Origin of the sequence: Hydrocarboniclastica marina, assembly GCF_004851605.1 — a bacterium.
GTDB classification, from domain to species: domain Bacteria; phylum Pseudomonadota; class Gammaproteobacteria; order Pseudomonadales; family Oleiphilaceae; genus Hydrocarboniclastica; species Hydrocarboniclastica marina.
The window spans coordinates 2,642,045-2,668,351 of the sequence record NZ_CP031093.1; the positions used below are offsets into that span (position 1 = coordinate 2,642,045).

Here is a 26,307-nt window from a genome sequence, read left to right on the forward strand (position 1 = left end):
ACCCCTATGTTATAGTTTGGAGGACCAGTGGTTGTAACGACTGCTGGACAGACTGATCGGACGTTCGCTCAGGCGTGAAGCCGCTCCTTCGATCGGCAACGCTGGGGCATCCCTACCTAAAGACTGCGGGAGCGCACTATGCAACTCAATATTTCGGGTCATCATGTTGAACTGACTGACGCTCTGAAAGACTACGTTAGCACCAAGCTCGCAAAGCTCGAACGCCACTTTGATCACATAAGCAACGTCCAGGTAATTCTGTCTGTTGCCAAGCAACGTCACACAGCCGAAGCCATCATCCACATCACTGGCGGCGAAGTTCACGCCAAGGCTGAAAACGAAGACATGTACGCCGCGATTGACCAGCTGACCGACAAGCTGGATCGTCAAGTCCTCAAGCACAAAGAGAAACAGGTTGCGAGAATGCACGGCGCAACCGCACGCTGACAGGGACAGCGTCCTTCCAATGACTGAAACGGCAATCTCGATCCAATCCATTCTGGCTCCCGAACTCACCCTGACAGGTGTGGTCGGGAGCAGTAAAAAGCGTGTTCTTGAGGTTATTGCGTCGCATATCGCGTCCCAGTACGCCGAACTCAACGAAGACCAGATCTTCAATAACCTCGTTGCCCGAGAGCGGCTGGGAAGCACTGGTATCGGCCAGGGTATTGCCATTCCCCACTGTCGGCTGGAGAACTGTTCACGAGTGGTGGGGGCGCTTCTCGCGCTGAACGAGCCCATTCCTTTCGATGCTATCGACAACGAGCCGGTTGACCTGCTCTTTGTACTGATTGTGCCTCAGGAGGCGACCAGCGAACACCTTGAACTCCTCAGCCAACTGGCAGAAAAGTTCAACGACCGGGCGTTCTGTCAGCGGCTGCGCGATGCTGCAAATGCCGATGAACTGTACTCGACGATAGTCGCGTCCTGAGCCGGAGCCCCCGCGGCGGCCCTGACAAGAAACCCTGTAGTGGGTCGCACACGTCCAGAGGAATCGTCTGGCCTGGCCGCCTGAAGCACTCAGCGTGAGGCTCAACGGGTGCATTACGGCCTGATTGATTTCGCTCTTCGGGCCTTACCGATTTTTTTGTTCCCTTTGGGAGGCTACCGTGAAGCTGATAATCGTCAGTGGCCGTTCCGGCTCCGGCAAAAGTACCGCGCTACACGTGCTGGAAGATCTCGGCTTCTACTGTATTGACAACCTTCCTATTGGCCTGTTGGTCCCCTTAACCAATGAAGCGCTGGAGAAGGGTTCAGAGAGGCTCAGACACATTGCAGTCAGTATCGACGCCCGCAATCTGTCTGATGAAATCGCCGACTTCGAGCGATTGCACAAAACGCTCGAGCAACCCAACCTGAGTGTCGAAATTATTTATCTGGACGCTGAAGAGATGATTCTGCTCCAGCGTTTTCACGCGACCCGGCGCAAGCACCCGTTGAGCAATAACCGTCGCTCCCTGAAAGAAGCGATCTCCCACGAGAAAAAGCTGCTCGAACCCATATCCCAGCTGGCCGACCTCTATGTCGACACCAGCGATCTGTCGATGTATGAACTACGGGATATCGTGAAGCAGCGTGTCGTAGGCCGAAAGGAGCAGGAACTCGCACTCCTGATTCAATCGTTTGGCTTCAAACACGGTGTACCGGTCGATTCTGACTTCGTTTTCGACGTGCGCTGCCTGCCGAACCCTTACTGGGACACCAGCCTGCGCAAGTATTGTGGCCTCGATCAGCCGGTGTGCGATTTTCTCGAGGCTCAGGAGGAAACGGGCGAGCTCCAGGGAGATATCGAGGCTTACCTGCGGAAGTGGCTGCCAAGTTTCAGAAACAGCAACCGCAGCTACATGACGATATCCATAGGCTGTACCGGCGGCCAGCATCGGTCTGTATACATGGCCCAAAAGCTGGGGCTGGCCCTGAGTGAAGATTTCCCGAACGTCCAGATCCGGCACACTGAACTCCCTGATAACGGATCTGCGCAATCATGATCAAAGAGCAGGTATCCATCATAAACCGGCTGGGGCTGCATGCCCGTGCCGCGGCCAAACTGGTTTCCACAGCCAGTAATTACGAGTCCCGGGTAGAAATAGCCAAGGAAGACCGGGTCGTCGATGGCAAGAGCATTATGGCTGTGATGATGCTGGCTGCCAGTTGCGGCACAGACATCAAACTCATCATTCACGGTGCTGACGAAGAGCAGGCACGGGATGCGATAGTTGCTTTGATCGCAGACCGTTTTGGCGAAGGTGAATAGCGCCCGCTTCGGCAGCTACCCGTAGCCCTTGTCGTTGGATAGGTTGCGCAGTTTCCGTCATTCAGCAAGAATCCGGGCCCTTCCGCCGAGGCTCGGGATCAAAAGAGTCCCGGCCAGCTAGAAGCCAGCAGATAAATAGAACTTAGGATTGTTTATGGCGAGTCTGGCCGAGACAAAGACTTTCCGCCAACGCCTGCGGTCGTTGAGCGAGGCATTGGACAGCGGTTCCCTGCAGCAGGTCGCGCGTATCCTGAACGGCGGCCTCAGCCCCAGCGATATTGCCCACCTGCTTGAATCTTCTCCGCCGCGCCAGCGGACGCTTCTCTGGAGCCTGGTCGACAAGGAGCTCGAAGGCGAAGTACTGCAATACCTGAGCGATGATATCCGTAGTTATTTCCTGAGCCAGCTGGACCCGCAGGAAGTCGCCAGCGTTATCGAATCGTTTGAGCCGGACGACCTTGCCGATTTGCTCCAGCAGCTTCCTGAAGCTGTCATCCAGGAAGTTCTGGAGACGATGGATGAGCAGGACCGGCAGCGCGTGGAGGCCGTGCTGGCGTACCCGGAGGACACCGCCGGCGGCCTGATGAACACGGACACAGTAACCGTCCGGCCGGATTTAAGCATCGAAGTCATCCTGCGTTACCTGCGGCGCCACAGAGCGCTGCCAGCCATAACCGACAGCCTTTTTGTGGTCAATCGCAAAGACGATTTCATCGGCGTGCTACCGCTAACAACGCTACTCGTCGCAAATCCTGCTGCAACAGTGCGGGAGGTCATGCATACCGACCTCGATCCGATCCCGGTGACGCTGGGCGACAATGAAGTGGCTAACCTGTTCGAGCGCCACGACCTGATCTCAGCGCCCGTGGTCAGTGACAGCGGCAAGCTGCTCGGGCGCATTACTATCGACGACGTCGTCGATGTTATTCGCGAGGACGCGGCCCACTCGCTCATGGGGATGGCCGGTCTGGATGAGGAAGAAGACACTTTCGCCCCAATCCTTAAAACGACCCGGCGTCGGGCTGTCTGGCTTGGCATCAATCTGATTACCGCATTTATCGCCTCCGCCGTCATCGGTCTTTTCGAACACACTATCGAACAGGTCGTTGCCCTAGCCGTACTCATGCCGATCGTAGCCAGCATGGGCGGTATCGCGGGCAGTCAGGCGCTGACGCTGGTTATCCGAGGTATGGCAGTGGGGCAAATCAGCCCGCAGAATATTGGCTGGCTGCTTAACCGCGAACTGATCGTGGGCGCGCTGAACGGGCTGGCCTGGGCGCTGGTGGTGGCGGTGGCGGCCGTGTTCTGGTTCAACGACCTGACGATCGGCCTGGTTATTGCCGCAGCGCTGGTCATCAACCTTGTGGCGGCTGCGGTCGCCGGCACGACCCTGCCACTGATCCTGAAAGCCCGCAAGATTGACCCCGCGCTGGCAGGCGGAGTGATACTTACCACAATCACGGATGTGATAGGCTTTGCGTCTTTTCTGGGCCTGGCCACCCTGGCCTACTCCTGAGACGGTCTACTGGCCTCGTTCGCATCGCTGAGAGCACCAATGGTTACACACAACGACAAACCCGAAGAAGACTTTTCGGAAGACCCGGACTTCAAAAGCAAGTCCCAGTTAAAACGAGAAATGCACGCTCTGCAAAAGCTGGCCGGTGAATTGATCGCTCTGAAACCGGGCCAGGTCGCCGAGATCCCCATGAGTGATACGCTCCGCCATGCTATTGAGGAATCCTGGCGCATAAGCCAGAACGAGGCCAAGCGCAGGCATATGCAGTACCTCGGCAAGCTCATGCGTTACGAAGACGTGGAGCAATTGCAGCGCGCTATTGATGGTTTTAACGCCGGCAGCGAAGAAAATACGCGGCGGTTACACATGGCTGAACGCTGGCGCGAACGGCTCATTGATGAAGACACAGCCGTGACTGACTTTATCGCCGAGTATCCGGCCGCCGATGCACAGCACCTGCGCAACCTTGTGCGGAACAGCCGAAGGGATGTGTCACTGGAGCGCAACAGTGGGCAACCGCGAAAGCTGTTTCGCTACCTCCGTGAGCTTATCGATCAGGCAGACAGCCCTTAACTGACATCTACCGGGCCGACCCGGGATCGCTACAGCCGCCGGTTCTGCCATGCCGGCATGGCCCGGCGGACTTCTCCGACACGCGCGGGGTCGAGAGTTGCCAGCAACAACTGCTCACCCTCTTCGGCGGACCGTACAACTGTGCCCCACGGGTCGATCATCATGGAGTGTCCCCAGGTTCTACGCTTGCTGTCATGCTGGCCGCCCTGGTTGGGCGCGCAGACCCATACCTGATCCTCGATCGCCCGCGCCCGAAGCAACGTCTCCCAGTGGGCCTGCCCGGTGCGCCAGGTGAATGCGGCGGGCACCACGACCCAGGTTGCGCCGCGCGCGACAAGGCCTCGGTATAGTTCAGGAAAACGAAGATCGTAGCAGATAGACAAGCCGAGCCTACCCGCGGGGGTGTCGACGCAGACCAGTTCATCGCCGGGCTCAAATGTATCAGATTCCTTATAGCTGCCTTGGGCATCGCCGACCTCGGCATCGAACAGATGAATCTTGTCGTACCGCGCGACCTCTCTTCCCTGGTCGTCAATGACCCAGCAGGTTGCCCTCACCCGCGGCGCCGGCACAGGCGAGCCGTCCGGGCGAATGGCCATTGGCAGAGAGCCTGCGACAATCCAGATACCTAACTCGCGGGCCTGATCTGCCAAAAAAGAGCGGATCGGACCAGAGGTAGTGGTTTCCTGTTCGGCAAGCGTCCGCATGCCGGCGCTATAGAACGAGGCAAAGTTTTCCGGCAATACGGCGATGCTCGCGCCTTGTTCTGAAGCCTGTTTCAGAAGCTCGCGAACCCGGGCGAGATTGGCACTCGGGTCCCGCCCACTGACCATCTGAATCAAGGCAATCTCTGCAGCAGTATCCAAACCTATCTCCTCAAGTATCCGGGCCGTCAACGCGCTAGTCGGGAACCTTGTTCCTTGTACCAGGCGAACCCGTATCAAAGATGCTCCTGAGCTTGATCTGGGGCTGTTTCCAGCTTCCGGAAACGTCATAGGTCGCACTCGTCAGCTTGCTTAGCGGGTCGCCCAACAATTTGTCGATTATGAATAGCGCACCACCGACCGGAGCCGCCGCGCCCAGTAGCAGCGCCGCCATTGGCAAATTCTGGGTCAAAGGCAGAACAACTACCAGTCTCATGTCGAGGCTTTCGTCGATCAGATGTGTCTGCCCAGTCAGCCTGAATGCCCCTGAAGGGCCAGCCAGCTGAAGCTCCGGATCCAGCGTTAGAACGCCATTGTCGATCACCGCCGTTCCACTTAGCGCTTCAAAACTGACGCCCGGCTTGTAAAGGTCGGAGAAGTCCAGCCGGAGCCTGCGCATGAGGGTGTCGGCGTTGAGCACGCCGAAGACACGAAATACCTGCGCCGCATTGTTCTGATCGAGTATGCGACCATCCTCCAGGCTGAGCGCGAGATCACCTTCGGCGCCGCTCAGATCGAACTTTTGTGGACTTCCCGGCCAGTTAAGGTCCACATGGGCATTCGTGGAATCACTCACCAACGGGACTCCACCTTGCACCCATGCATTGAGATCCCGAATGCTGCCACCTTTGAGATCACCGATCAGCCGTGTCCTGCCCGGACCCCTGTCGCCGAATTGCCAAGACATGTTGCCACTGAAAATAAGACTGCCGGTTTCAGCCTCGAGGTCGCGCAGGTCAAGCGATTCCTGGCTGGATCTCAGCCGGAAACGCCAGCGGCCGTAATTGTTATCGCCCAGCCAAAGCTCCTGGATGCTTACGTCAACATCGGGGTACAGTCGTGCCTGTTCTGGTGCCAGGTCGGGCGTGGCGTCCTGCTCACCTTGCCGTACCGGCAAGGCAAAGTGGTCAAGCTCTATCTGATAAGGGCCAGACTGCGGAAAAAGAGCGGTTCCTGAGAGCTGTTTGCCCTGAGCCTCGACCTGCCAACCGCCACCCGCATTCGTCGCAGCAAGTGCAACCCGCCCAAGTTCGATCCCGCCAATGGCTAACTGCTGCGCTACCAAGTCTAGCTTTACTGGCAGACTGAGGCCCGCCAGAGCGTCGCCAGCAGCAGCATCCTCGCCTCCCCCACCAAGATTCTGTAGCTTGCCGGACCACTGGTCCAGATCCAGCTGTGCGATCTCGCCCCCTACGAAGTACGTTGCCTCGACGAGCTCTGCTGACTCGCTGCCCAAGCGGATGCTCGCTGCGTCGAGTTCTCCATTTACCCAGAGGGCCTGGTACCCCAGTTGCTGGGGTTGGGGGCCGTTTAGCAGAGCCCCGTGCAGTCGCATTCTCTCGCCAGCCTCCACGACCAGGTTCCCATGGAGAACACCCGGCGTTCCGGCGGCCTTGCCGAGCGGCGCCGGAAAATCCACCGCAACTTGGTCCAGCGCTATCCGAAAGCCGACAATGGGGCTTTCCGGCGCATTTTCGGTGCCGCCGCCGAAACTGGCGCGAAGGTCATAGTCAAATTCTCCTGTGACCCATGGCAGAGGCTCTTTCAGCCAGCGTCGGGCGATTGCATCAACGGCTGCATGCCCCCATTGATGCACCTGGACCGATGCGCCGCCGACACCGCCGGAGAGTTCAAAGTGTGCATCCCGCCCCATGAACTGCCCCTGCAGACCGTTGGCGGCGAGACCCGACCGGGTGCTATACCGGACTTCGCCGAACAGGTCAGTCCACTCCAGCCCGGATGCCAGATGCTCGATTTCAAGCCCGGCAGCGCTCAGTATAAGATCGACTTCGGTTGCCGTTTCGCTGCCGGCGGTCGGGTAGACACTGACCTTCAACGCGAGATCGGCCGTTCCGTCTACCTGCACCGTATCCCCGGGGTTTCCCATCAGCTCCCCCAACGGACTTTTTTCCAGCCAGTAGTTCAGGTCCTGCCCGGTAACCGGCGCCTTCAGATCAATGTCAACACGGGTCTCCTCGCCGAGGGTGTCCACCTGAATCCGGGACGGCTGCAGGGTAATACCCCCTACGCTGGCCCGATCAAGGTCGACCCAACCTTCGCCCCCATGGAACCGGAACTGCCCGGCCCCATTTCCAAGTTCCGGCCAGTTTTCGGCATAACGGAACACTACATCATCGAAGTCGAACACCATGGCCGAGGTGAACCGACCCTGACCGACTTTCGTTTGAGCTTCAGTTTCTGTTTCTGTTTCTGTTTCTGTTTCTGTTTCTGTTTCTGTTTCTGCGCGATCGTCAGTTGGCGCTCCGGACACCGTCGAGCCACTGGGTGCGGTCTGCTGGATCGGGCCTGAGCCGTAATACCAGCCCCAGGGGATCTCGCCCTCCTTGATTGCGCCGGTCAGCCAGTCGTACAAAGGCTCGCCTACAGCCCCGACGGGCACAAACTGAGCGATCTGCTCATGGTTCGCGCCGGAAATACCGACCTGAAGGCCCAGGGTGTTGGTCTCGACGGGGGACAATAACAAGTCGAAACCGCCGTTCAGGAAAACATCCTCGCGGTACTGGAACCGGAGGTCGTCGCCGCTGACCCGCCAGCCGGGGTTCTGCCATCTCCAGGTCACTTCGCCGCTGAGGCGCTGGAACGGCCAGGCTGCCGCAAAAAGGTCGGGGAAGCCAAACACCGTATTACGGGAGTCGTACCTGACACGGCCGCCGTTGGGACTATGTTCTACCCAGCCATCCAGCCCTTCAACGACTGGCGCGCCCCATGCCGCGTCCACAGCAGCTTGTCGCAGAGCCGCGGTCAACCGGTACTCACCCGATTGAGGATACTCAAACACCATCTGACGAAGTTCGCCGCGGGGCCGGTAGCCGTGGAGGTACTGGGAAGCCCAGTCCGGCATCACTTCCAGTGCCCGGATAAATCTGACTACGTTATCCAGCGGGACCGTATCTATTGCCAGGCGCCAACTATCAGCATCGTTTTCCCAGCTCATGTTCAATGGCCCGACCTGCTCGTCAAGCCATCGGTACCGGAGGTTGTGTGCCTGAAGCTCCCAGGCGGGATTGCAGGGGTTCGGCTCGGCGCACGGCGCGTCCAGCCGTCTTGCGGTCAGCGTTACATCAAGGTCTTCGATGGGAGACAGGGTCTCACTCGCAGAGCGGAGTTGCAGGTAAGGCGTTTCGAGACGGGACAATAGACGGGAGACCTGGCCATTTTCAAACGTCAGCCAAGTGGATGTGCGTAAATCGAGCCCCTCCAGGCCAATCTCGAACCATTCATACCTGCTCAGAAACGCGTCAAAAAGGCGTTCTGAGCGAATATCCAGAAAGACCGTACCGTCGAACCCGCCGCGAAAGAAATGTTTGCCTTCAAGGGTAAACCAGGCAACGGTCTCAGCGGTGTCCACCCCGATTAACCGACCAGCGGCGGAGAACACGCCTTGCTGGAACGACAGCTCAATGGATGGAATCTGGTAGCGCTGCTCATTCGCACCCGGGGTCTGAACGCGCACCCGCAGGTCGGAGACGTGTACAACAGGGTCCGCCAGTATCCGGCCAAGCCCCCTGACCCAGTCAGAAAAGCTGTGGTCGAAGTCCTCCGCAGCGGCCTCCAGCAGTTCCAGGCCCTGCGCCTCTTCGGCGGGCGGCTGCCAGAGCCCGGCCAGGCCGACGCCGCCTTCGGTGTCCTGGGTCATCGTGATATCAGCATGATTCGCGGAGAATTCACTGAACACCAGCCGGCCCCGCATGAGCGAAGAAACGGTGGCCAGACGAATACGCAGTCGTTGGAGACTGGCGTCCGGAGCACCCGGTTCGCCCACCGCGAGCCCGTCAACGACGATCACCGGGTCAAACCCGACCCAATCACCGGACAGATCATCTATCTCGACATTCCGCCCAAGCCGCTCGGTCAGGAGAGCTTCTACATCGGCTTCGTATACGCCCACCTGGGTTATCAGGTAGCGCCCGGCGCCCACATAGAGCGCAGTGACAACAAGCGCCAGCAGAAGAACAGCGCCGGCAATGCGGATCATCCAGCGTAGAGGCCCATAGCGTTTCACGGGCTCAGCAGCACTCATAGTCAATATTCCCGGGCAAGCTCATTCAACGACTGGCATCGGTCACAAAGCGCCGTACCGCCGGGCTGAATTACCAGAGCATCCTTCCATGTTGAATACGACTTTCTAGAGCAGTACGACGTCATAGTTTTCCTGACTATAGAGGAGTTCCACCTGAAACTTGATGGTCTTCCCAATAAAGGTTTCCAGGTCGGCCACGTTGTCAGATTCTTCATCGAGTAATCGGTCTATCACCGCCTGGGAGGCCATGACCAGATAATTCTCTGCCTCATAGGCTCGGTTGATCCGCAGGATCTCACGAAAAATCTCATAACAGACGGTCTCAGGCGTTTTCAGGAAGCCCCGCCCCTCACAGATCGGACAGGCTTCGCACAGCACCTGCCCCAGACTCTCAGTCGTCCGTTTGCGGGTCATCTCGACCAGGCCCAGCTCCGACACACCGGTTATCTTGGTGCGGGCATGATCACGTTCGAGCATCTTCTCAAGCATGCGCAGGACCTGGCGCTGGTGCTCGAGGTCTTCCATGTCGATAAAGTCAATGATGATGATACCACCGAGGTTCCGCAGCCTTAGCTGCCGACTGATGGCGCGCGCCGCTTCCAGATTGGTCTTGAAAATTGTCTCTTCGAGATTGCGATGACCGACAAAAGCGCCGGTATTGATGTCAATCGTGGTCATCGCCTCCGTCTGGTCGATAATCACGTAGCCACCGGACTTCAGTTGAACCTTGCGGCTTAGCGCCCGCTGAATCTCTTCCTCAACGCTGTAGAGATCAAACAGAGGTCGCTCGCCGGGGTAGTACTCAATCTTATCGCCCATCTCGTGGACAAACTCTTCGACGAAAGCCATCACCCGCTGATAGCTTTCACGGGAGTCGATCCTGACCTTTTCGGTCTGGGAACGAATCAGGTCCCGCACCGTGCGCAGGAACAGGGGCAGATCCTGGTAAATAATGGCGGGTGCCTCAACTTTGTCGGTGCGTTCAAGCATCGACTTGCTCAGGCGGTTCAGGTAGGTCATATCCGCGATAAACTCGTCCCGCCCTGCCCCTTCCGCAGCAGTTCGTACGATATAGCCACCGCGACTGAGGTCGAGTGTGGCGCCACATTCCTCAATCAGTCCACGCAGGCGATCCCGCTCGGCTTCATCTTCGATTCGCTGGGAAACACCAACATGGCTCACATAGGGCATGAAGACCAGATAACGGGACGGGATCGAGAGCTGGGTGGTGAGTCGGGCGCCTTTGGTCCCGATCGGGTCTTTGGTGACCTGTACCACCAGCGATTGGCCTTCTCGCAAAAGCGAGCGAATATCAGGGATCACCTTGGGCGCATCTTTTACCGGCTCACCGTTTTCATCAGCAAGCGCTACGGAAACGACGTCGGAGGCGTGAATAAACGCCGCTCGCTCGAGTCCGATATCGACAAACGCCGCTTCCATGCCCGGCAGCACTCGCACTACACGGCCCTTGTAGATGTTTCCGACAATGCCTTTGCGACTGGTGCGCTCTATATGGGCTTCCTGCAACATGCCGTTCTCGACCAGGGCAACCCGGGTTTCAACGGGAGTTACGTTTATCAGAATTTCTTCGGTCATCGATTGCCGCTTCCTGCAGTGTCTGTATTCATCCAGCTAAGCCAGACAGGCTGCCCTGCCTCACTCAGCAATTCAGCCGTTTCCTGAAGCGGTAAACCTACAACGGCGCTATAGCTGCCATAGAGCGCTGTAACAAACACAGCTGCACGCCCCTGGATGCCATAGCCGCCGGCCTTGTCCGCGGGTTCACCGGTATTCCAGTACGAGAGCAGTTCTTCTTCGGCAATCGGCCGGAAATGAACTTCTGTAATGGCCAGGCGCGCGTAGCACCCGTACTGACCTGCCAGCGCAACCGCGGTCATGACTTTGTGGGCACTGCCGGACAAACGCCTGAGCATCGCCAGGCCTTCCGCCCTGTTCGCCGGCTTGCCCAGAATATTGCCATCATGGACGACGGTCGTGTCAGACCCCAGTACCAGTGCCTCCGGGTTCTGACACAGATCGCTGCCTTTTTCCGCTTTAGCCCGGGCAAGGCGCTCAACATAGTGGGCCGGGTCTTCCGATGGGAGCGGCGTCTCATCGATGTCGACCGGCTGAACCGTGAAGGGCAGGCCTATCTGTTGCAGAAGTTCTTTACGACGGGGCGAAGCCGAAGCCAACACCAGCGGACGCAGCGGGCTTGCAGCCATCTGATCACCTCAATTTGCGATTAAGCGTATCGAATACCAGAGAAACCAGCGGCCAGGCAACCGCACTGGTCAGCGCCGGCCAAAGATAAGCGAAACCACTCTGTGTATCGCCAAGTACCTGTTTGATGAAGTGAACCAGCATCTGGTTGATGCCCAGAAGGAGAAAGACCATCAGACACTGCTGGGGTAACGGAAACATTCGCAGTCTCTGATGAGTAGTCAGCACCAGGAACGCAACGACGGCCATGGCGAGCATATTGACGCCCAGTGTTGCAGACTCGATCACGTCCAGCACCAGACCCATCACAGCCGCGAAAAAAATACCAAAGTGATGCGGAGCCCGGAAAACCCAATAGAAGACCAGCAGACCGATCCACTCAGGGCGCCAGATGAGCCAGGGCTGGGGAAACAGCGCCACACTGCCGACCAGCGCCAGAATCACGCTAAGGAGAAAGGTAGGATAGCTCACCGACGAAAACATCACTCCGATACCTCCGTTGCGGGGGCCATTCCACTACCTGCACCTTCCTTGAAGACCACGAGTACCATCTGGCTGCGGTTCAGTTGAGCCATCGGCTCCGCTTCAACGTCTGAGAATGGCTCGCCAGGGTCATGGGAAACTTCGGTCACCCGGGCAACAGGATAGCCCTTGGGGAAAACGCCACCCAGACCTGAGCTCACCAGCAGATCGCCCACGCGTATATCCGATGTTTCAGGTACATGGACCAGTTCGAGGACATCCGGGTCGCCCGTACCAAGAAGGTTGGCGCGGGTACCGTTACGGTTAACCTGAACAGGGACTGCATGACTGCTGTCGGATATGAGAAGTACCCGGGCGGTAAATTCGTTGACCTGGACAACCTGCCCCATCAGCCCTTCTGCGTCGAGCACAGCCTGACCGATAGATATACCGTCACGGCTGCCTTTATCGATAATGATCTCGTGGGAAAACGGATCCGGCGTCACGCCGATGACATCCGCCACTACGACAGTATCGTCAACGCGTGCGGACGCATTGAGCAGCTCCCGCAAGCGGCTGTTTTCAGCCGCCAACGCTGCATATTTCTGCGCGCGCCGTTCCAGCACCAGTAAGCGGGAGTTCAGCGAATCGTTTCGCTCCTTGAGAACGCCACGGCCGGTAACCAGGTCTTCGCTCCAGGCGCCGATGCGACCCGGCACGTTGCCCAGCCACACAATGGGAGCGACGCCCGTACCCATCCAGCTGCGCAGGCGGTCCAGCTGACCAAACTGGCTATCAGCAATGATAAGCGCCAAGGCCAGCGCGGCAACGAGAAGCAAACGAACACTGAGGTAGGGTCCCTGGACGAAAATGTTCTTGATGGTTCAGTCTCCCTTCAGCTGACCATGCGGATTGCCCCACACCTCGGGGCCGGCCGAACCCATTAGCGATTGGCGCCCGGTTCGTATGGAAGCGTTCCGGGCGCCTGAAACAACAAGGCTGACACAAAAGTGTCAGCCTCGGGATCTACCATTGAGCAGCATGAGCGCTCATGAGAATACGGGGCAACATCCTGGCGGCAAAAAATCCCTGCGGGGCTCAAGTTCTGCCCCGGACACCCGAGGCCGCCCGCAATTTGCCAGAAGCGAACGCAGAGAGTGCGCCCTGCGTACCTCAGCCTTCGTTTGAAAACAAACCAATGCCGCCGCTGTCGATGACCTCAAGTGCCTTACCACCACCGCGAGCAACACAGGTCAGCGGATCTTCTGCGACGATAACCGGCAGCCCGGTTTCCGCGCTGATCAGCTCGTCCAGACCGCGCAGCAATGCCCCGCCACCCGTCAGCACGATGCCGCGCTCGGCAATGTCCGAAGCCAGCTCCGGCGGTGACTGCTCCAGCGCGCTCTTGACCGTCTGTACGATCTGGGCCAGTGACTCCTGCAGCGCTTCCAGAATTTCTTCGCTGTTCAGTGTAAACGCCCTCGGGACCCCCTCGGCCAGGTTGCGCCCGCGCACGTCGATTTCGCGTAGCTCAAGCCCTTCGAAGGCACAGCCTATCTCGTGCTTGATTCTCTCAGCAGTACTATCGCCAATCAGGCTGCCATAATTCCTGCGCACGTAGTTGACGATGGCCTCGTCAAACTTATCGCCACCGGTTCGGACTGACTCGGCATAAACAATGCCGTTCAGGGAGATAATTGCGATCTCGGTGGTGCCGCCTCCGATATCGACCACCATGGAGCCGCTGGCTTCCTCTACGGGCAGTCCCGCGCCGATCGCCGCAGCCATGGGTTCCTCGATAAGGAAGACCTCACGGGCACCGGCGCCCATCGCCGATTCACGGATCGCCTTGCGTTCGACCTGGGTTGACTTACTGGGTACACAGACCAGCACACGCGGGCTGGGTGTGATGAAACTGTTCTCGTGCACTTTGTGGATGAAGTGCTGAAGCATTTTTTCAGTGACGATAAAATCGGCGATCACACCATCTTTCATGGGCCGGATCGCGGTGATGTTACCGGGCGTTCGCCCCAGCATCCGCTTGGCTTCTGCGCCGACGGCGGCGACACTTTTCTGGGAGTTGCTAACACGTATGGCAACCACCGACGGCTCATTCAGGACGATACCGCGGCCGCGAACGTAAATGAGGGTATTGGCGGTACCCAGGTCGATGGAAAGGTCGCCGGAAAAAAGACCTCGAATTCTTTTGATGAGCATCGGTAATAGTCAGCCTGAAACGAACAGTGGGTTAGCCATAGCAGGAAGCGAACGGAAGCGCTTCCACCGGGATTCTGCGTAAACTCTTGGGCGTAAACGCCAGAGATAGTTGTTCAAAAATAGCAGCCTGCCGGAATGCCGCAACTTTATCAGTGGCACCGCAGCCAGGCAAGGCGCCAGAAAAGCTGCAGCGCTGGCGTGAAAAGCCAGATCTGGTAACATTGCCGGCTTGAATTCCCATTGTTCAACCCGCTTTAAAAGGGCATCGGCAGTGTTCTTCCTGTCCCAGCCCTGGAACCCATCCCGAGCTCCCGGCCGTGACAGTGACGGCCATGGCGAACCGGCTCGAGCACGCAACCGTAAAAGGAGGCCCCTGTGGCGCTCTCGAAAGATGACATCGAGAAAATAGCCTTTCTGGCCCGTATACGCGTAACCCCGGCGGAAGTCGAGGCACTTCAACCTGAGTTGGAGGGCATCATCGGCCTCGTGGACCAGCTTCAGGCGGCGGATACCGACGCGGTAGAGGCGATGGCCCATCCGCTCGACGCCGTTCAGCGCTTACGGCCTGACAGGGTAACCGAGGCCGATCAACGCGCCGCTTTCCAGGCTGTCGCGCCCGCTACCGAAAACGGCCTCTACCTGGTACCCCGGGTCATCGAGTAAACCGGGGCGGCTCGCCTTGGCGCTGACAGCATCACTGTACTTCATACGGAACAGCAAGAGACCGACCTGCCATGCATCTAAAATCTGTAGCCGAGCTTGCACGCGGACTCGCCGCTGGCGAATATTCCAGCGTCGAGCTGACCAGGCACTTCCTGGCTCGCATCCGGGAACGGGACGGCACGTACAACAGTTTTATTACAGTTTGTGAAACTCAGGCCCTGGCCGATGCCGAAGCAGCTGATCAGCGACGGGCCGCCGGCGAAGCCCGGCAATGGACCGGCATCCCCTTTGCGCACAAGGACCTGTTCTGCACGCGCGGAATAAAGACCACTTGCGGCTCACGCATGCTGGAAAATTTCGTGCCCCCCTACGACAGCACGGTGGCTGAAAAGCTGCGCGATGCAGGGGCCGTCTGTCTGGGCAAAACAAATATGGACGAGTTTGCGATGGGTTCGTCCAACGAGAACAGCTATTTCGGGGCCGTGAGAAACCCCTGGGGCGAGAACCGCGTTCCCGGTGGATCATCCGGTGGCTCTGCCGCAGCAGTCGCGGCTCGACTGGCGCCTATTGCGACCGGCACGGACACTGGCGGATCCATCCGTCAGCCTGCCGCATTCTGCGGCCTGACCGGGCTCAAGCCGACGTACGGCCGTATCTCCCGCTACGGCATGGTCGCGTTTGCATCCAGCCTGGATCAGGCCGGGCCGATTGCCCAGAACGCCGAAGATGCTGCGCTGATGATGAACGTGCTGGCCGGATTTGACCCTCGGGACTCCACCAGCATCGATCGGACCGTTCCAGACTATACCGCGACCCTGGGCGAGCCGCTCAAGGGGCTGCGTATCGGGCTGCCTGAAGAATACTTCAGTGACAAACTCGATAGTACAATGGGCGACGCCATTACCCGGGCAATCGCTGAGCTTGAAAAGCTGGGCGCCACAGTAAAGAACATTCGACTACCCCACACTGACCTGGCGATCCCTGCCTACTACGTTATTGCTCCGGCAGAGGCTTCAACCAACCTTTCCCGGTTCGACGGGGTGCGTTACGGCCACCGGTGCGACGCACCTGAGAGCCTGGAAGACCTGTATACGCGCTCGCGCGCCGAGGGTTTCGGCCCCGAGGTCAGGCGCCGCATACTGATCGGTACCTACGCGCTGTCGGCGGGATTCTTCGACGCCTATTACCTGAAAGCCCAGAAAGTACGCAATCTGATTCAGCAGGATTACGTCAAGGCTTTTGAAGAGGTCGACGTCATTGCCAGCCCGACTGCGCCTTCCGCTGCCTTCCCCCTGGGTTCAAAATCAAAGGATCCGGTGACCATGTACCTGGAAGACCTCTACACCATTTCGGTCAACCTCGCGGGCCTGCCTGCTATCTCCTTGCCCGGCGGCGCAATTGAGGGCCTGCCGGTGGGGCTGCAGCTGGTCGGCGACTATTTCAGCGAAGACAAGCTGCTGAACGTTGCCCACCAGTTCCAGCAAGCCACCGACTGGCACCAGCGCACACCCGCCAACCTGGACTGATCCCTTAAGGAGAGCACACTATGCAATGGGAAGCCGTCATCGGGTTGGAAGTGCACGTTCAGCTTGCCACCCAGTCGAAGATTTTCTCGGGTTCGAGCATCGCCTTTGGCGCCGAGCCTAACAGCCAGGCCTCAGCGGTTGATCTGGCCATGCCAGGAATGCTGCCGGTTCTGAACGAAGGTGTCGTCCGTATGGCGATTCAGTTCGGCCTCGCAGTAGACGCCGAGATTGCGCGCCGCTCGGTGTTTGATCGTAAGAACTATTTCTATCCGGACCTGCCAAAGGGCTACCAGATCAGCCAGATGTACCACCCGATCGTCGGACCCGGGAAGATACACATCGAGCTTGAAAGCGGCGAATCGCGAACGGTTGGCCTGCACCACGCTCACCTTGAAGAGGATGCCGGAAAGTCCCTGCACGAGGATTTCCACGGCATGACTGGAATCGATCTCAACCGGGCGGGTACGCCGCTGCTTGAGATCGTATCGGAGCCAGACATGCGCAGCGCCGAGGAGGCTGTGGCTTTCCTGCGCAAGTTGCACGCGATCGTCACCTACCTCGGTGTGTCAGACGGCGACATGTCCCAGGGCTCCATGCGCTGTGACTGTAATGTCTCGGTTCGGCCCAAGGGTCAGACGGAGCTTGGCACCCGCACAGAAACCAAGAACGTCAACTCGTTCCGCTTTGTCGAGAAGGCCATCAACAGCGAGATTCAGCGCCAGATTGAAATTCTCGAAGACGGTGGCCGCATCGTCCAGGAGACCCGCCTGTACGATCCAGAGAAGAACGAGACCCGCTCCATGCGGAGCAAGGAATTCGCCAACGACTACCGTTACTTCCCTGACCCTGATCTGTTGCCGGTGGTGGTCACGGAGGAGCTGATCGAACAACTGCGCCGGGAGCTGCCGGAGTTGCCGGACCAGAAACGCGAGCGTTTCAAGCGTGAACACGAGCTGTCTGATTACGACGCGGGCGTCCTCTCTCAATCACGCCCACTGGCGGACTATTTCGAGGCCGTCGCCGGAGTGTCGGGCGACCCCAAACTCGCCGCAAACTGGGTTATGGGCGAACTGTCCCGCTTCCTGAATCAGAACGAGCTCGCGATAGGTCAGTCCCCTGTCGCATCTGAAGACCTGGGCCAGCTCATTCTGCGCATAAAAGACAACACAATTTCCGGCAAGATCGCCAAAGAAGTGTTCGAGCGCATGTGGAATGGCGAAGGCAGCGCCGACAACATCATTGACAAGCAGGGACTGAAGCAGGTCACGGACACTGGGGCCATCGAAGGAATTATTGATGAGGTTCTCGCCAACTCAGCACAGCAGGTGGAAAACTACCGGGCGGCGCCAGAGGACCGGCGACCCAAGATGTTGGGCTACTTCGTCGGCCAGGTCATGAAAGCATCCAGGGGCAAAGCCAATCCGGCCCAGGTTAACGAGCTGCTGGCCCGGAAACTGGACGCTTAAGAGCACTTTCCCAGGGAAACCGCGTTAGGACGGCGACTGGCCTGTCGGGTTTAAGGACAGACCTGCCTGGGCGTCGCACTTGAGCATCGGCGAAAACGGGCCTACACTCATGGCTGTATGCTGACAACCGGCGCAAATCGACATAATGCTGCGCTAAACCCTGGTGGACACAAGCTGATCGCTATGTCGAATGCAAACAGAGTCATCTCAAACACAGGCAGAACAGCCCCAGTGGATACCGAGGTAAAGCCCGCAGGGCGTCCCAATCTGCGCCATTATCACCGTGTCAGCACACAGTTTGATGCGACCATCTCATCCTGTGAAGAGACCGGTGGTGAAGCATCCCGCCTTAAATGTCAGCTCACGAACCTCTCGCGCGCAGGTGTGATGGCGGTTTGCACACCCGATATGGTCAAAACCCTTCTGCCAGGCGGTGCTGTAATTGGGCCCCGGCAGTCCGTACGGGTAAAGGTTCAGTTTGAGGTTCCCGTGCTGGCTGTGCAGAAAGTGCAGATCGGCGCACTTTGTGACGTGGTCTACCTGCGTCGTATTTCCCGTGACATCTTTCACCTTGGCATGAGCTTTGTGTCGTTCGATGATAGCGGGCAGGACTGCATTGACCAGTACATCGACCGGAAACTTCACCGGCCCGGTAGCTAAGCCAGCCCTCCAACGGCCCTTCGAAGGCATGATCGAGTGTCCATTTTCCACAGGTGTCACCAGAACTTCTATTGAAGTCGCCGGGTCAATGCTTGCTGACCGCCTCCTTTTCTCTATCCCACCCGTCCTATAAATCCGGTAACCATGAGTATGCGCCGCAGTCATGCGGCATATTGATATAAGCCAAAACTCTAAGCCAAACCCTTCTTATAGCTTTAATCGTTTTGTTATAGTGGCGCTCCGATTGCAGTGGGCCAGGCACCTGCCCCGCTGATCTATTTGAGATTCGACCAGTGGTAGCCTGTATGACCACCTATAGCATGACCCACCTCAAGCAGCTTGAAGCTGAGAGTATCCATATCATCCGCGAGGTTGCCGCGGAGTTCGATAATCCGGTAATGCTGTATTCCATCGGCAAAGACTCTTCAGTCATGCTGCACCTGGCGCGCAAGGCTTTCTACCCGGCGAAACTTCCGTTCCCGCTAATGCACGTTGATACCACCTGGAAGTTCCAGGAGATGATCCGCTTTCGCGACGCCCAGGTAAAAAAGTACGGCATGGAGTTGATCGTCCACACCAATCAGGACGGCGTGGCTCAGGGCATTGGCCCGTTCAGCCATGGCAGCGCAACGCACACCGATGTCATGAAAACCCAGGCACTGAAGCAGGCGCTGGACAAATACGGTTTTGATGCGGCCTTCGGTGGCGCCCGGCGGGATGAAGAAAAATCCCGGGCAAAAGAGCGGGTGTATTCGTTTCGCGATCGGTATCACCGCTGGGACCCGAAGAACCAACGGCCGGAACTCTGGAATATCTACAACGGCAAGATCAACAAAGGTGAGAGCATTCGGGTGTTCCCACTTTCGAACTGGACCGAGTTGGACATCTGGCAGTACATCCATCTGGAGAACATCGAGATCGTTCCGCTCTATTACTCTGCCAAGCGGCCGGTCGTTGAGCGCGACGGCACACTTATTATGGTTGACGACGATCGCATGCCGCTCGCGCCGGGCGAAAAGCCGGAGATGCGGTCTGTGCGCTTCCGGACATTGGGCTGCTATCCCCTGACGGGCGCCGTGGAGTCGGAGGCCGACACCCTGCCGGACATTATCCAGGAAATGCTGCTCGCCACGAGCTCAGAACGCCAGGGGCGGGTGATCGACCACGATTCCGCCGGGTCGATGGAGCAGAAAAAGCGCGAAGGTTACTTCTAGGGTTCGGCGATGCCTGTGCATCATCGTTTTCCCGAACACTACCGTTTTATTGATTGAAGAACCGCCCCGGCAGTTGCCCCCGGTTCCGAGGAAGGGTCCATGTCCCACCAGTCAGCACTGATCAGCGAAGACATCAACAGCTACCTCCAGCAGCACGAACAGAAGGAACTGCTGCGCCTTCTGACTTGCGGCAGCGTCGACGACGGCAAGAGCACCCTGATTGGCCGCCTGCTCCACGACACCAAAATGATCTACGAAGACCACCTGGCGGCGCTACAGACTGATAGCGCCAAGGTAGGCACCACAGGCGAGAGACTCGATCTGGCGCTGCTCGTGGACGGCCTGCAAGCTGAGCGGGAACAGGGCATCACCATCGATGTGGCCTATCGCTACTTTTCCACCGACAAGCGCAAGTTCATCATTGCCGACACGCCGGGGCACGAGCAGTACACCCGGAACATGGCTACCGGCGCCTCTACTGCGCAAATGGCCATCATTCTGGTCGATGCTCGCCAGGGCGTGATGACCCAGACCAAGCGACACTCGTTCATTGCCTCGCTGCTCGGTATCAAGCACGTGGTCGTCGCTATTAACAAGATGGATCTTGTTGAGTATAGCGAGTCTCGATTCAACGAGATCCGTGACGATTACCTGAAGTTCTGCGGCGGCCTGAACCTGGAAGACGTCCGCTTCGTGCCAATGTCTGCGCTGGAAGGCGACAATGTGGTTCATCGCGGCGGGAACATGTCCTGGTTCGGCGGCCAGACGCTGATGGAAATCATGGAATCAGTGCAGATCGCCAAGGATAAGGACCTGGAGCACTTCCGCTTCCCGGTTCAGTACGTCAGTCGCCCCAACCTGGACTTCCGCGGGTTCTGCGGCACCATTTCCAGCGGCGTCGTGCGCAAAGGCGACACCATCGTAGCGCTGCCATCCCACAAGACCAGTACCGTCAAGTCGATCGTTACATTTGACGGCGAGCTCGACGAAGCGCATATCGACCAGGCCGTAACGCTGACGCTCAACGACGAGATCGATATCAGCCGGGGTGACATGCTGGTCAAGACGGGGGACCTCCCCCACGTCAACAACCGCTTTCTAGCCCATGTTGTGTGGATGAACGAATCGTCCCTCGAGCCAGGGCGCCTCTACTCTATCAAGCAGGCCAGCAAATTCGTGTCCGGCTCCGTTCGCCGCGTCCACCACCGCATTGACGTCAACACCCTTGAGAAGCAGACCACAGACCAGCTGACACTCAATGAGATCGGCCTCTGCGATATCGCCCTGAATCAGCCCATTGCTTTTGACCGCTATCCGGATAAAGGCTCCACCGGCGCGTTTATCATTATCGACCGTTTAACCAACGTGACAGTCGGTGCCGGCATGATTGTTGAACCCGTAGACGGCGACGCCGAGTCGCTGGAGCCGGTTACCGCAGCAGAACGAAAACAACGGCTTGACCAGGATGCCCGCATTGTCGAGTTCCGCGGTGATGCGGCGCTACAGTTGCAAGCCGCCGCCGAGCGCCGATTATTTGATCGCGGTAATACCCTGGTCGTACTCAACAATGAGAACACGGCTGATGCTGAAGAACGGGGGCGGCTTGCCGGTATCCTCAAAGCCCAGGGTTTTGTGGTGCTTGCAACAGAGCTTGCTGCTGTAGAACCTGACACCGTGCTCACAGCCAACAGTGAAAGCGACATCGCGGGCGCGCTGACGTCGCTGTAGAGACCGATCGTCTGAGCAAAGGGCCGTTACCGGGCAGAGCAACGGAAGCTGCTCCGTTCTGCGGTAATGGCCCGGACGTCACCCGCTCTGTTCGGTTTCATCCTCCAGCGTATTGGATGCCACGAAGCTGGTCAGGGCGTGCACGGCGCCATCCGTGCTCAGGAATATCCGCCCTGGCGCCAGTTGCTCTTCAAAGTCCGTATGCTTCAGCCGGTCCATGACCGGTCCTTTCACTTCAGCGAGGTGCAGGGTGATTCCGGCTTCGCGCAGGTTGAGCGCCATAAGCTCCAGCGCCTCCAGTGCGCTGTGATCTATGGTATTGACCGCGCTGCAGATGATGACCAGGTGTTCCAGCTCCGACTGCTCGGACGCGACCCGCGCCACTTCGTCGCCCACGTAATTTATGTTGGCAAAGAAAAGGCTGCGATCGACCCGTAGCAACATAAGGTTCGGCCAGGTCTGAACCCCGTGGCGCTGGACGTTCCGGAAATGCTCCGTTCCCGGCACCCGGCCAACGATGGCCATGTGTGGGCGACTGCTACGCCAGATAAACGAGCCCAGCCCCACCAGCACACCCGCAAGCAGGCCAACTTCGATATTGACCGCGAGCACTCCGAGAAAGGTCATGACCCAGGCTGTTCCGTCGGCCCTGTCGTAATGCCAGGCGTCCCTAGCGGCTTTCCAGTCGAGCAACGACAGCACGGAGACCACGATGGTTGCCGCCAGCGCTGCCTTGGGCAGGTAGTAAAACAGCGGTGTAAAGTAGAGGGCCGCGGCCGCAACCAGAATCGACCCAATAACAGCTGAAAGCTGAGTTTGCGCACCAGCGGCAAAGTTCACGGATGAGCGGCTGAAGCCGCCCGCAACGGGCATGCTGCCACTCAGAGACGCGGCAATGTTCGAGAAGCCGAGAGCCACCAGTTCCTGGTTGTTATCGACACGCTCGCGTCGCCGATGGGCCAGACTTTTCGCTACCGAAATACTGCCGACATAGCCGATCAGACTGATAATAAACGCCGATGGGAGAAGCGCCGAAATGCGCTCCAGTCGCAGAAAGTCCAGGCTTGGTATGGGCAGACCAGCGGGTACGGCCCCGACAATCGCCACGCCTTCCCGGTCGAGATTAAAGTTCGCCACCAACACCGTCAGAACAACGATGACGACTAGTGGCCCCGTGCGGCTGGCCAGACCCGCAAGCTTATTGCTCAGGCCCAGCCGCTCCAGGGCGGTGACTAGCGGCGTTCGCAAAAGCAGCAAAAGCGCCAGGCTCGCCAGCCCTACCAGGGTAGTCTTCAAGTGGAGCTCGAACAGGTGTTCCGCAGTAGCAGCGACCTTATCCAGCCCGGAGCCCGCCGCGGCCACGTCCACACCGACGAGGCTGGGTATCTGGCCAATGATAATGAGAATGGCAGCGGCAGTGGTAAAGCCGGAGAGCACCGGGTGGCCGATGAAATTGACCAGAACGTCGAGCCGCAGGAGCGCCATGGCCAGAAAGATCAATCCCGATAAGGCGGCAAGCAAGAGCGCATCAGCCACGTAGGCCGGGCTACCCGGGAGCTCTGCCGTACCCGACAGAGCGTTGGCAACAAGCAGTGCAGAAAGCGCCACCGGACCGATGGAAAGGGTTCGACTGGTCCCCATCAATGCGTATACGACCGGCGGCAGAATGCTGGCGTAGAGCCCCACCTCCACTGGCAGCCCGGCCAATGCCGCATAGGCCAGGGCCTGGGGAATCAGTAGCACGGCGGTCATCAGGCCCGCGACCAGGTCATCGGGCAGATTCTGGCGTGAGTATTGCCGAATCTCTGCTACAGCGGGGAAGAACGAGCGTTGTCGACGGGACACTTTCACCGGTTGGGCTCACCTTGAGTATCGGCCTATCCTGCAAGAGCGTACCACAGGCTACTGAATTCCCCCCGCGGTTCGGTTATTCTCGCCCAGTCTTTGAACTTCACTGCTGGAGTAACTATGGCCCTGCACTACTTTCGCATTCTCTACGCCAGCCAGGGCGGGCCTGAGCAGCCCGTCACGACCAAAGCAGGTCCGACCCTGCGCGAGCCCGGCGGAGACTACGAGGGCATGCACAAGCAGCTCAAGCGGGTTTTCAACGCCAAGCCCGGAAAGCGGTACGGCCGTTTTTCGACTGACCTGGGTGATGCACCGGTCCAGGCCTGGCTCAAAGACTATCTCGAAGAAAAGCAGAGCTTCGAAAGCCTGACGGATAAGCTGCTGGCACAGTGGGGAGAACTGCTGGGCACTGTCGACCTGGACTACCAGGGCGCGATTGCCATCGCCCATGAGCAACTCGCCGAAGGGCAGGTATTATACATCTGGGGCCTGGAAACGGACGCCAGCCTGTTCCTGGACAATCGACTTTCCCTCGACCAGGGCGAAACCCTGAGCCTCTCCCGACTCAATCTGGCCGCGCGCATCGAGGTGGACGACTGGCTCGCTGCCGAACCGGCCCAGAATTACATTACCCTCGTGCAGGCACGCGGCACCGGGGATCTGGGCGAGCGTTTCGCCCAGCTTGCAGGCTTTGAAAGCAGTGTCGATGTCGACAAGGAAACCCAGACTTTCCTGGACGCCGTAGAAGCCTTTGCACGGGAAGGCGACGCGGGCAAAGCACAGGCCGTTCGGACCCGGGCGTACGAATTCTGCAAGGATCAGGGAGCGGCCGGCGAGCCTGTGCCACTGGAAGCGCTGTCGGGATACCTGGACGAGGAAAACCCCGAACGCTTCACTGAGTTCGTCAGCCAGGCTCAGTCCCTGCCGGCGCAGACGGTCCTGCACCCCGACCAACGGAAAGTTCGCAAACTGGTACGGATATCGGGAACCGGCAACGGCCTCAGCGTGTCTTTCTCTTCTGACCTGATGAATCAGGCCGTCTATTACGACCGCAACCAGGGCCAGTTAACCATCACAAAAGTGCCGAAAGCGCTGCGTGAGCAACTGGACCGTTACCTGGAACGGGGCCAGGAAGACAATACCTGAGGGCCACAGTCGGCCGGCACAGCGCGAAGCAGCGATCTTTGGCTGGTCGAAATTTAACCACACCCTGGTTTAACCGGGCCTATTGAACCCGGTATAATGCGCCGCTTCAGGACAGAAGCGCACCTGCCCGCGATTGATCCCGACGTTCCACCACACGGCAGTGCTAGTGTCCTGTCCGGGCTTCACTTATTTCCAGACCGAGTACGCAATGACTACGATGGCGAAGAAGCTTTTCATCAAAACCCACGGCTGCCAAATGAATGAGTACGATTCCTCGCGCATGGCGGATCTGCTTATGGACGGGCAGAAAGTGGAACTTACCGACTCCGCCGAAGATGCCGACATCCTGTTGCTCAACACCTGCTCGATTCGCGAGAAGGCACAGGAGAAGGTCTTTCACCAGCTCGGTCGCTGGAAATCACTGAAGCAGGCCAAGCCGGGCCTGGTCATTGGCGTCGGCGGATGCGTTGCCAGCCAGGAGGGCCAGGCCATTATCGACAGGGCACCCTACGTCGACATGGTATTCGGGCCCCAAACCCTCCACCGCCTGCCGGAAATGATCATCAAAGCCGGGACGGGCGGCGTGGGCGTTGTTGATGTCAGCTTCCCCGAGATCGAAAAATTCGACAACCTGCCCAGCCCCGGCGCCGACGGCCCCTCCGCGTTTGTATCCATCATGGAAGGCTGCAGCAAGTACTGTACTTTCTGTGTTGTACCTTACACCCGGGGTGAAGAAGTCAGCCGTCCCGTCGACGATGTGCTTGCAGAAATCGCGCATCTGGCAGCGCAGGGGGTACGCGAAGTCAACCTGCTGGGCCAGAACGTCAACGCGTATCAGGGCGAGACGCACGATGGCGACACCATGGACATGGCTGAGCTGGTCACCCTGGTGGCCGCGATCGAAGGCATAGACCGGATCCGTTATACCACCTCGCACCCGGTGGAATTCTCCGACGCCCTGATCGATGTCTACGCGGAAGTACCGGAGCTGGTCAGCCACCTGCATCTGCCGGTGCAAAGCGGTTCAGACCGGATTCTGAGCATGATGAAGCGCGGGCATACGGCGCTGGAATACAAGTCCAAGATTCGTCGTCTCCGCAAACTGCGCCCGGACATCAGTATTTCATCCGACTTTATCATCGGTTTTCCCGGCGAGACCGAGAAGGATTTCGAAGCGACCATGAAACTGATCGAGGAGATCGGCTTCGACGTGTCCTTCAGCTTCATATACAGCGCCCGGCCCGGTACTCCTGCCGCCGATCTTCCCGATGACACGTCGATGGATCTCAAGAAGGAGCGGCTGGCAATTCTGCAGAACCGGATCAACCAGCACGCCCAGGAAATATCCCGGCGTATGGTCGGGTCGGTCCAGCGTATCCTCGTAACCGGCCTCTCCCGCAAGGACCCCGGCGAACACCAGGGCCGCACGGAAAATAATCGGGTGGTCAATTTCAGGACCGATATTGCCGGAGTCATTGGCCAGTTTGTCGATGTGCGAATCACCAGCGCCCTGCCCAATTCGCTCCGCGGCGAACTGGTCGACGGCATTCTTTACTAGTGCACTGTTTGATTAATTCGCTGGCTTACTGCGAGCTTCTGAAGGCTTTGGGCAAGGCGCTGGTCTGCAGGCATGGTGGTTCCATGTCAAAGAGCAGCAACGCAGATCCAAAGCCTTCAGAAGCTCGCCCGAAGGGAGGCCCTGAGAATCTGGCTAGCGGCGTTGCGGCGACTCGATGTGGAACCACCACACCTCCGCCGCCGCGCCTTGCCATCCAGATCCTCAGGGCCTCATTAAGTCAGCGAATTAACCAAACAGTGCACTAGCACTGAACGACCTTCCGCCTGC

General features: G+C 58.5%; 21 protein-coding genes and 1 pseudogene. 14 read left to right on the plus strand and 8 right to left on the minus strand.

Annotated features, from left to right (window positions below; genetic code table 11):
* Window positions 1-138 precede the first annotated feature (138 nt).
* From hpf to yjgA, 6 genes are all read left to right on the plus strand, one after another.
* Complete coding sequence (gene hpf / locus soil367_RS11775) at window positions 139-447, plus strand: ribosome hibernation promoting factor (protein ID WP_136549282.1); 309 nt, start codon at window positions 139-141, stop codon at window positions 445-447.
* Between the two features lie 19 nt (window positions 448-466).
* On the plus strand, window positions 467-931 hold the full coding sequence (ptsN, locus tag soil367_RS11780; RefSeq protein ID WP_136549283.1) for a PTS IIA-like nitrogen regulatory protein PtsN: 465 nt from the start codon (window positions 467-469) through the stop codon (window positions 929-931).
* Between the two features lie 178 nt (window positions 932-1,109).
* Window positions 1,110-1,988, plus strand: coding sequence for an RNase adapter RapZ (gene rapZ, locus soil367_RS11785; RefSeq protein WP_136549284.1), 879 nt, complete (start codon window positions 1,110-1,112; stop codon window positions 1,986-1,988).
* Window positions 1,985-2,254, plus strand: coding sequence for an HPr family phosphocarrier protein (locus soil367_RS11790; RefSeq protein WP_136549285.1), 270 nt, complete (start codon window positions 1,985-1,987; stop codon window positions 2,252-2,254). Before rapZ ends, soil367_RS11790 begins: the two co-directional genes overlap by 4 nt.
* Before the next feature lie 154 nt (window positions 2,255-2,408).
* The gene (gene mgtE, locus soil367_RS11795) at window positions 2,409-3,770 is read left to right on the plus strand and encodes a magnesium transporter (RefSeq protein ID WP_136549286.1); all 1,362 of its coding nucleotides are present in this window, start codon (window positions 2,409-2,411) and stop codon (window positions 3,768-3,770) included.
* Window positions 3,771-3,809: 39 nt separating this feature from the next.
* Entirely contained in the window at window positions 3,810-4,343 is a 534-nt protein-coding gene (gene yjgA, locus soil367_RS11800) for a ribosome biogenesis factor YjgA (RefSeq protein ID WP_136549287.1), read from the plus strand.
* Between the two features lie 29 nt (window positions 4,344-4,372).
* On the opposite strand, the gene soil367_RS11805 is transcribed toward yjgA, so the two are convergent.
* The 7 genes from soil367_RS11805 to soil367_RS11835 form a co-directional block, all read right to left on the minus strand.
* Complete coding sequence (locus tag soil367_RS11805) at window positions 4,373-5,209, minus strand: carbon-nitrogen hydrolase family protein (RefSeq protein ID WP_246065269.1); 837 nt, start codon at window positions 5,207-5,209, stop codon at window positions 4,373-4,375.
* A gap of 34 nt (window positions 5,210-5,243) precedes the next feature.
* Window positions 5,244-9,308, minus strand: a complete 4,065-nt coding sequence (locus soil367_RS11810; RefSeq protein ID WP_136549288.1) for a YhdP family phospholipid transporter — start codon at window positions 9,306-9,308, stop codon at window positions 5,244-5,246.
* 105 nt (window positions 9,309-9,413) lie between these two features.
* Window positions 9,414-10,904, minus strand: coding sequence for a ribonuclease G (gene rng / locus soil367_RS11815; RefSeq protein WP_136549289.1), 1,491 nt, complete (start codon window positions 10,902-10,904; stop codon window positions 9,414-9,416).
* Entirely contained in the window at window positions 10,901-11,533 is a 633-nt protein-coding gene (locus soil367_RS11820; RefSeq protein WP_246065270.1) for a Maf family protein, read from the minus strand. Before soil367_RS11820 ends, rng begins: the two co-directional genes overlap by 4 nt.
* A gap of 4 nt (window positions 11,534-11,537) precedes the next feature.
* Window positions 11,538-12,014 (minus strand): rod shape-determining protein MreD, encoded by a 477-nt coding sequence (gene mreD, locus soil367_RS11825; RefSeq protein ID WP_136550601.1) that lies wholly within the window; start codon window positions 12,012-12,014, stop codon window positions 11,538-11,540.
* Window positions 12,014-12,874 carry a rod shape-determining protein MreC gene (mreC, locus tag soil367_RS11830; RefSeq protein ID WP_172962412.1) on the minus strand — a complete coding sequence of 287 codons (861 nt, stop codon included), beginning with the start codon at window positions 12,872-12,874 and terminating at the stop codon, window positions 12,014-12,016. Before mreC ends, mreD begins: the two co-directional genes overlap by 1 nt.
* A gap of 292 nt (window positions 12,875-13,166) precedes the next feature.
* Entirely contained in the window at window positions 13,167-14,210 is a 1,044-nt protein-coding gene (locus soil367_RS11835; RefSeq protein ID WP_136549291.1) for a rod shape-determining protein, read from the minus strand.
* Between the two features lie 375 nt (window positions 14,211-14,585).
* Between soil367_RS11835 and gatC the strand changes: the two genes are divergently transcribed.
* The 6 genes from gatC (at window position 14,586) to cysN (ending at window position 21,467) form a co-directional block, all read left to right on the plus strand.
* Window positions 14,586-14,873, plus strand: coding sequence for an Asp-tRNA(Asn)/Glu-tRNA(Gln) amidotransferase subunit GatC (gene gatC, locus soil367_RS11840; RefSeq protein WP_136549292.1), 288 nt, complete (start codon window positions 14,586-14,588; stop codon window positions 14,871-14,873).
* Between the two features lie 71 nt (window positions 14,874-14,944).
* Complete coding sequence (gene gatA / locus soil367_RS11845) at window positions 14,945-16,399, plus strand: Asp-tRNA(Asn)/Glu-tRNA(Gln) amidotransferase subunit GatA (protein ID WP_136549293.1); 1,455 nt, start codon at window positions 14,945-14,947, stop codon at window positions 16,397-16,399.
* Between the two features lie 20 nt (window positions 16,400-16,419).
* Window positions 16,420-17,865: an Asp-tRNA(Asn)/Glu-tRNA(Gln) amidotransferase subunit GatB gene (gene gatB, locus soil367_RS11850; protein ID WP_136549294.1), complete on the plus strand. Its 1,446-nt coding sequence runs from the start codon at window positions 16,420-16,422 to the stop codon at window positions 17,863-17,865.
* 231 nt (window positions 17,866-18,096) lie between these two features.
* The gene (locus soil367_RS11855) at window positions 18,097-18,525 is read left to right on the plus strand and encodes a PilZ domain-containing protein (protein WP_172962335.1); all 429 of its coding nucleotides are present in this window, start codon (window positions 18,097-18,099) and stop codon (window positions 18,523-18,525) included.
* Between the two features lie 305 nt (window positions 18,526-18,830).
* Window positions 18,831-19,739: a sulfate adenylyltransferase subunit CysD gene (gene cysD / locus soil367_RS11860; RefSeq protein WP_136549296.1), complete on the plus strand. Its 909-nt coding sequence runs from the start codon at window positions 18,831-18,833 to the stop codon at window positions 19,737-19,739.
* Window positions 19,740-19,838: 99 nt separating this feature from the next.
* A complete protein-coding gene (gene cysN / locus soil367_RS11865; RefSeq protein ID WP_136549297.1) occupies window positions 19,839-21,467 on the plus strand; it encodes a sulfate adenylyltransferase subunit CysN in 1,629 nt (542 codons plus the stop codon).
* 78 nt (window positions 21,468-21,545) lie between these two features.
* Here the strand turns inward: cysN and soil367_RS11870 are convergent, their stop codons facing one another.
* A complete protein-coding gene (locus soil367_RS11870) occupies window positions 21,546-23,318 on the minus strand; it encodes a SulP family inorganic anion transporter (protein WP_216642710.1) in 1,773 nt (590 codons plus the stop codon).
* A gap of 117 nt (window positions 23,319-23,435) precedes the next feature.
* Between soil367_RS11870 and soil367_RS11875 the strand changes: the two genes are divergently transcribed.
* Window positions 23,436-24,461, plus strand: coding sequence for a nucleoid-associated protein (locus soil367_RS11875; protein WP_136549298.1), 1,026 nt, complete (start codon window positions 23,436-23,438; stop codon window positions 24,459-24,461).
* Window positions 24,462-24,678: 217 nt separating this feature from the next.
* A pseudogene (gene miaB / locus soil367_RS11880) lies at window positions 24,679-26,001 on the plus strand (tRNA (N6-isopentenyl adenosine(37)-C2)-methylthiotransferase MiaB); the annotation flags it as partial.
* Window positions 26,002-26,307: the final 306 nt, after the last annotated feature.

Excerpts from the sequence above, each read along its gene's own strand:
- gatA (WP_136549293.1), top strand. The coding sequence starts at position 14,945 with ATGCATCTAAAATCTGTAGCCGAGCTTGCACGCGGACTCGCCGCTGGC.
- ptsN (WP_136549283.1), top strand. The coding sequence starts at position 467 with ATGACTGAAACGGCAATCTCGATCCAATCCATTCTGGCTCCCGAACTC.
- mgtE (WP_136549286.1), top strand. The coding sequence starts at position 2,409 with ATGGCGAGTCTGGCCGAGACAAAGACTTTCCGCCAACGCCTGCGGTCG.
- soil367_RS11875 (WP_136549298.1), top strand. The coding sequence starts at position 23,436 with ATGGCCCTGCACTACTTTCGCATTCTCTACGCCAGCCAGGGCGGGCCT.
- yjgA (WP_136549287.1), top strand. The coding sequence starts at position 3,810 with ATGGTTACACACAACGACAAACCCGAAGAAGACTTTTCGGAAGACCCG.
- soil367_RS11810 (WP_136549288.1), bottom strand. The coding sequence starts at position 9,308 with ATGAGTGCTGCTGAGCCCGTGAAACGCTATGGGCCTCTACGCTGGATG.
- soil367_RS11820 (WP_246065270.1), bottom strand. The coding sequence starts at position 11,533 with ATGGCTGCAAGCCCGCTGCGTCCGCTGGTGTTGGCTTCGGCTTCGCCC.
- hpf (WP_136549282.1), top strand. The coding sequence starts at position 139 with ATGCAACTCAATATTTCGGGTCATCATGTTGAACTGACTGACGCTCTG.
- gatB (WP_136549294.1), top strand. The coding sequence starts at position 16,420 with ATGCAATGGGAAGCCGTCATCGGGTTGGAAGTGCACGTTCAGCTTGCC.
- rng (WP_136549289.1), bottom strand. The coding sequence starts at position 10,904 with ATGACCGAAGAAATTCTGATAAACGTAACTCCCGTTGAAACCCGGGTT.
- soil367_RS11835 (WP_136549291.1), bottom strand. The coding sequence starts at position 14,210 with ATGCTCATCAAAAGAATTCGAGGTCTTTTTTCCGGCGACCTTTCCATC.
- cysN (WP_136549297.1), top strand. The coding sequence starts at position 19,839 with ATGTCCCACCAGTCAGCACTGATCAGCGAAGACATCAACAGCTACCTC.
- soil367_RS11790 (WP_136549285.1), top strand. The coding sequence starts at position 1,985 with ATGATCAAAGAGCAGGTATCCATCATAAACCGGCTGGGGCTGCATGCC.
- mreD (WP_136550601.1), bottom strand. The coding sequence starts at position 12,014 with ATGTTTTCGTCGGTGAGCTATCCTACCTTTCTCCTTAGCGTGATTCTG.
- cysD (WP_136549296.1), top strand. The coding sequence starts at position 18,831 with ATGACCACCTATAGCATGACCCACCTCAAGCAGCTTGAAGCTGAGAGT.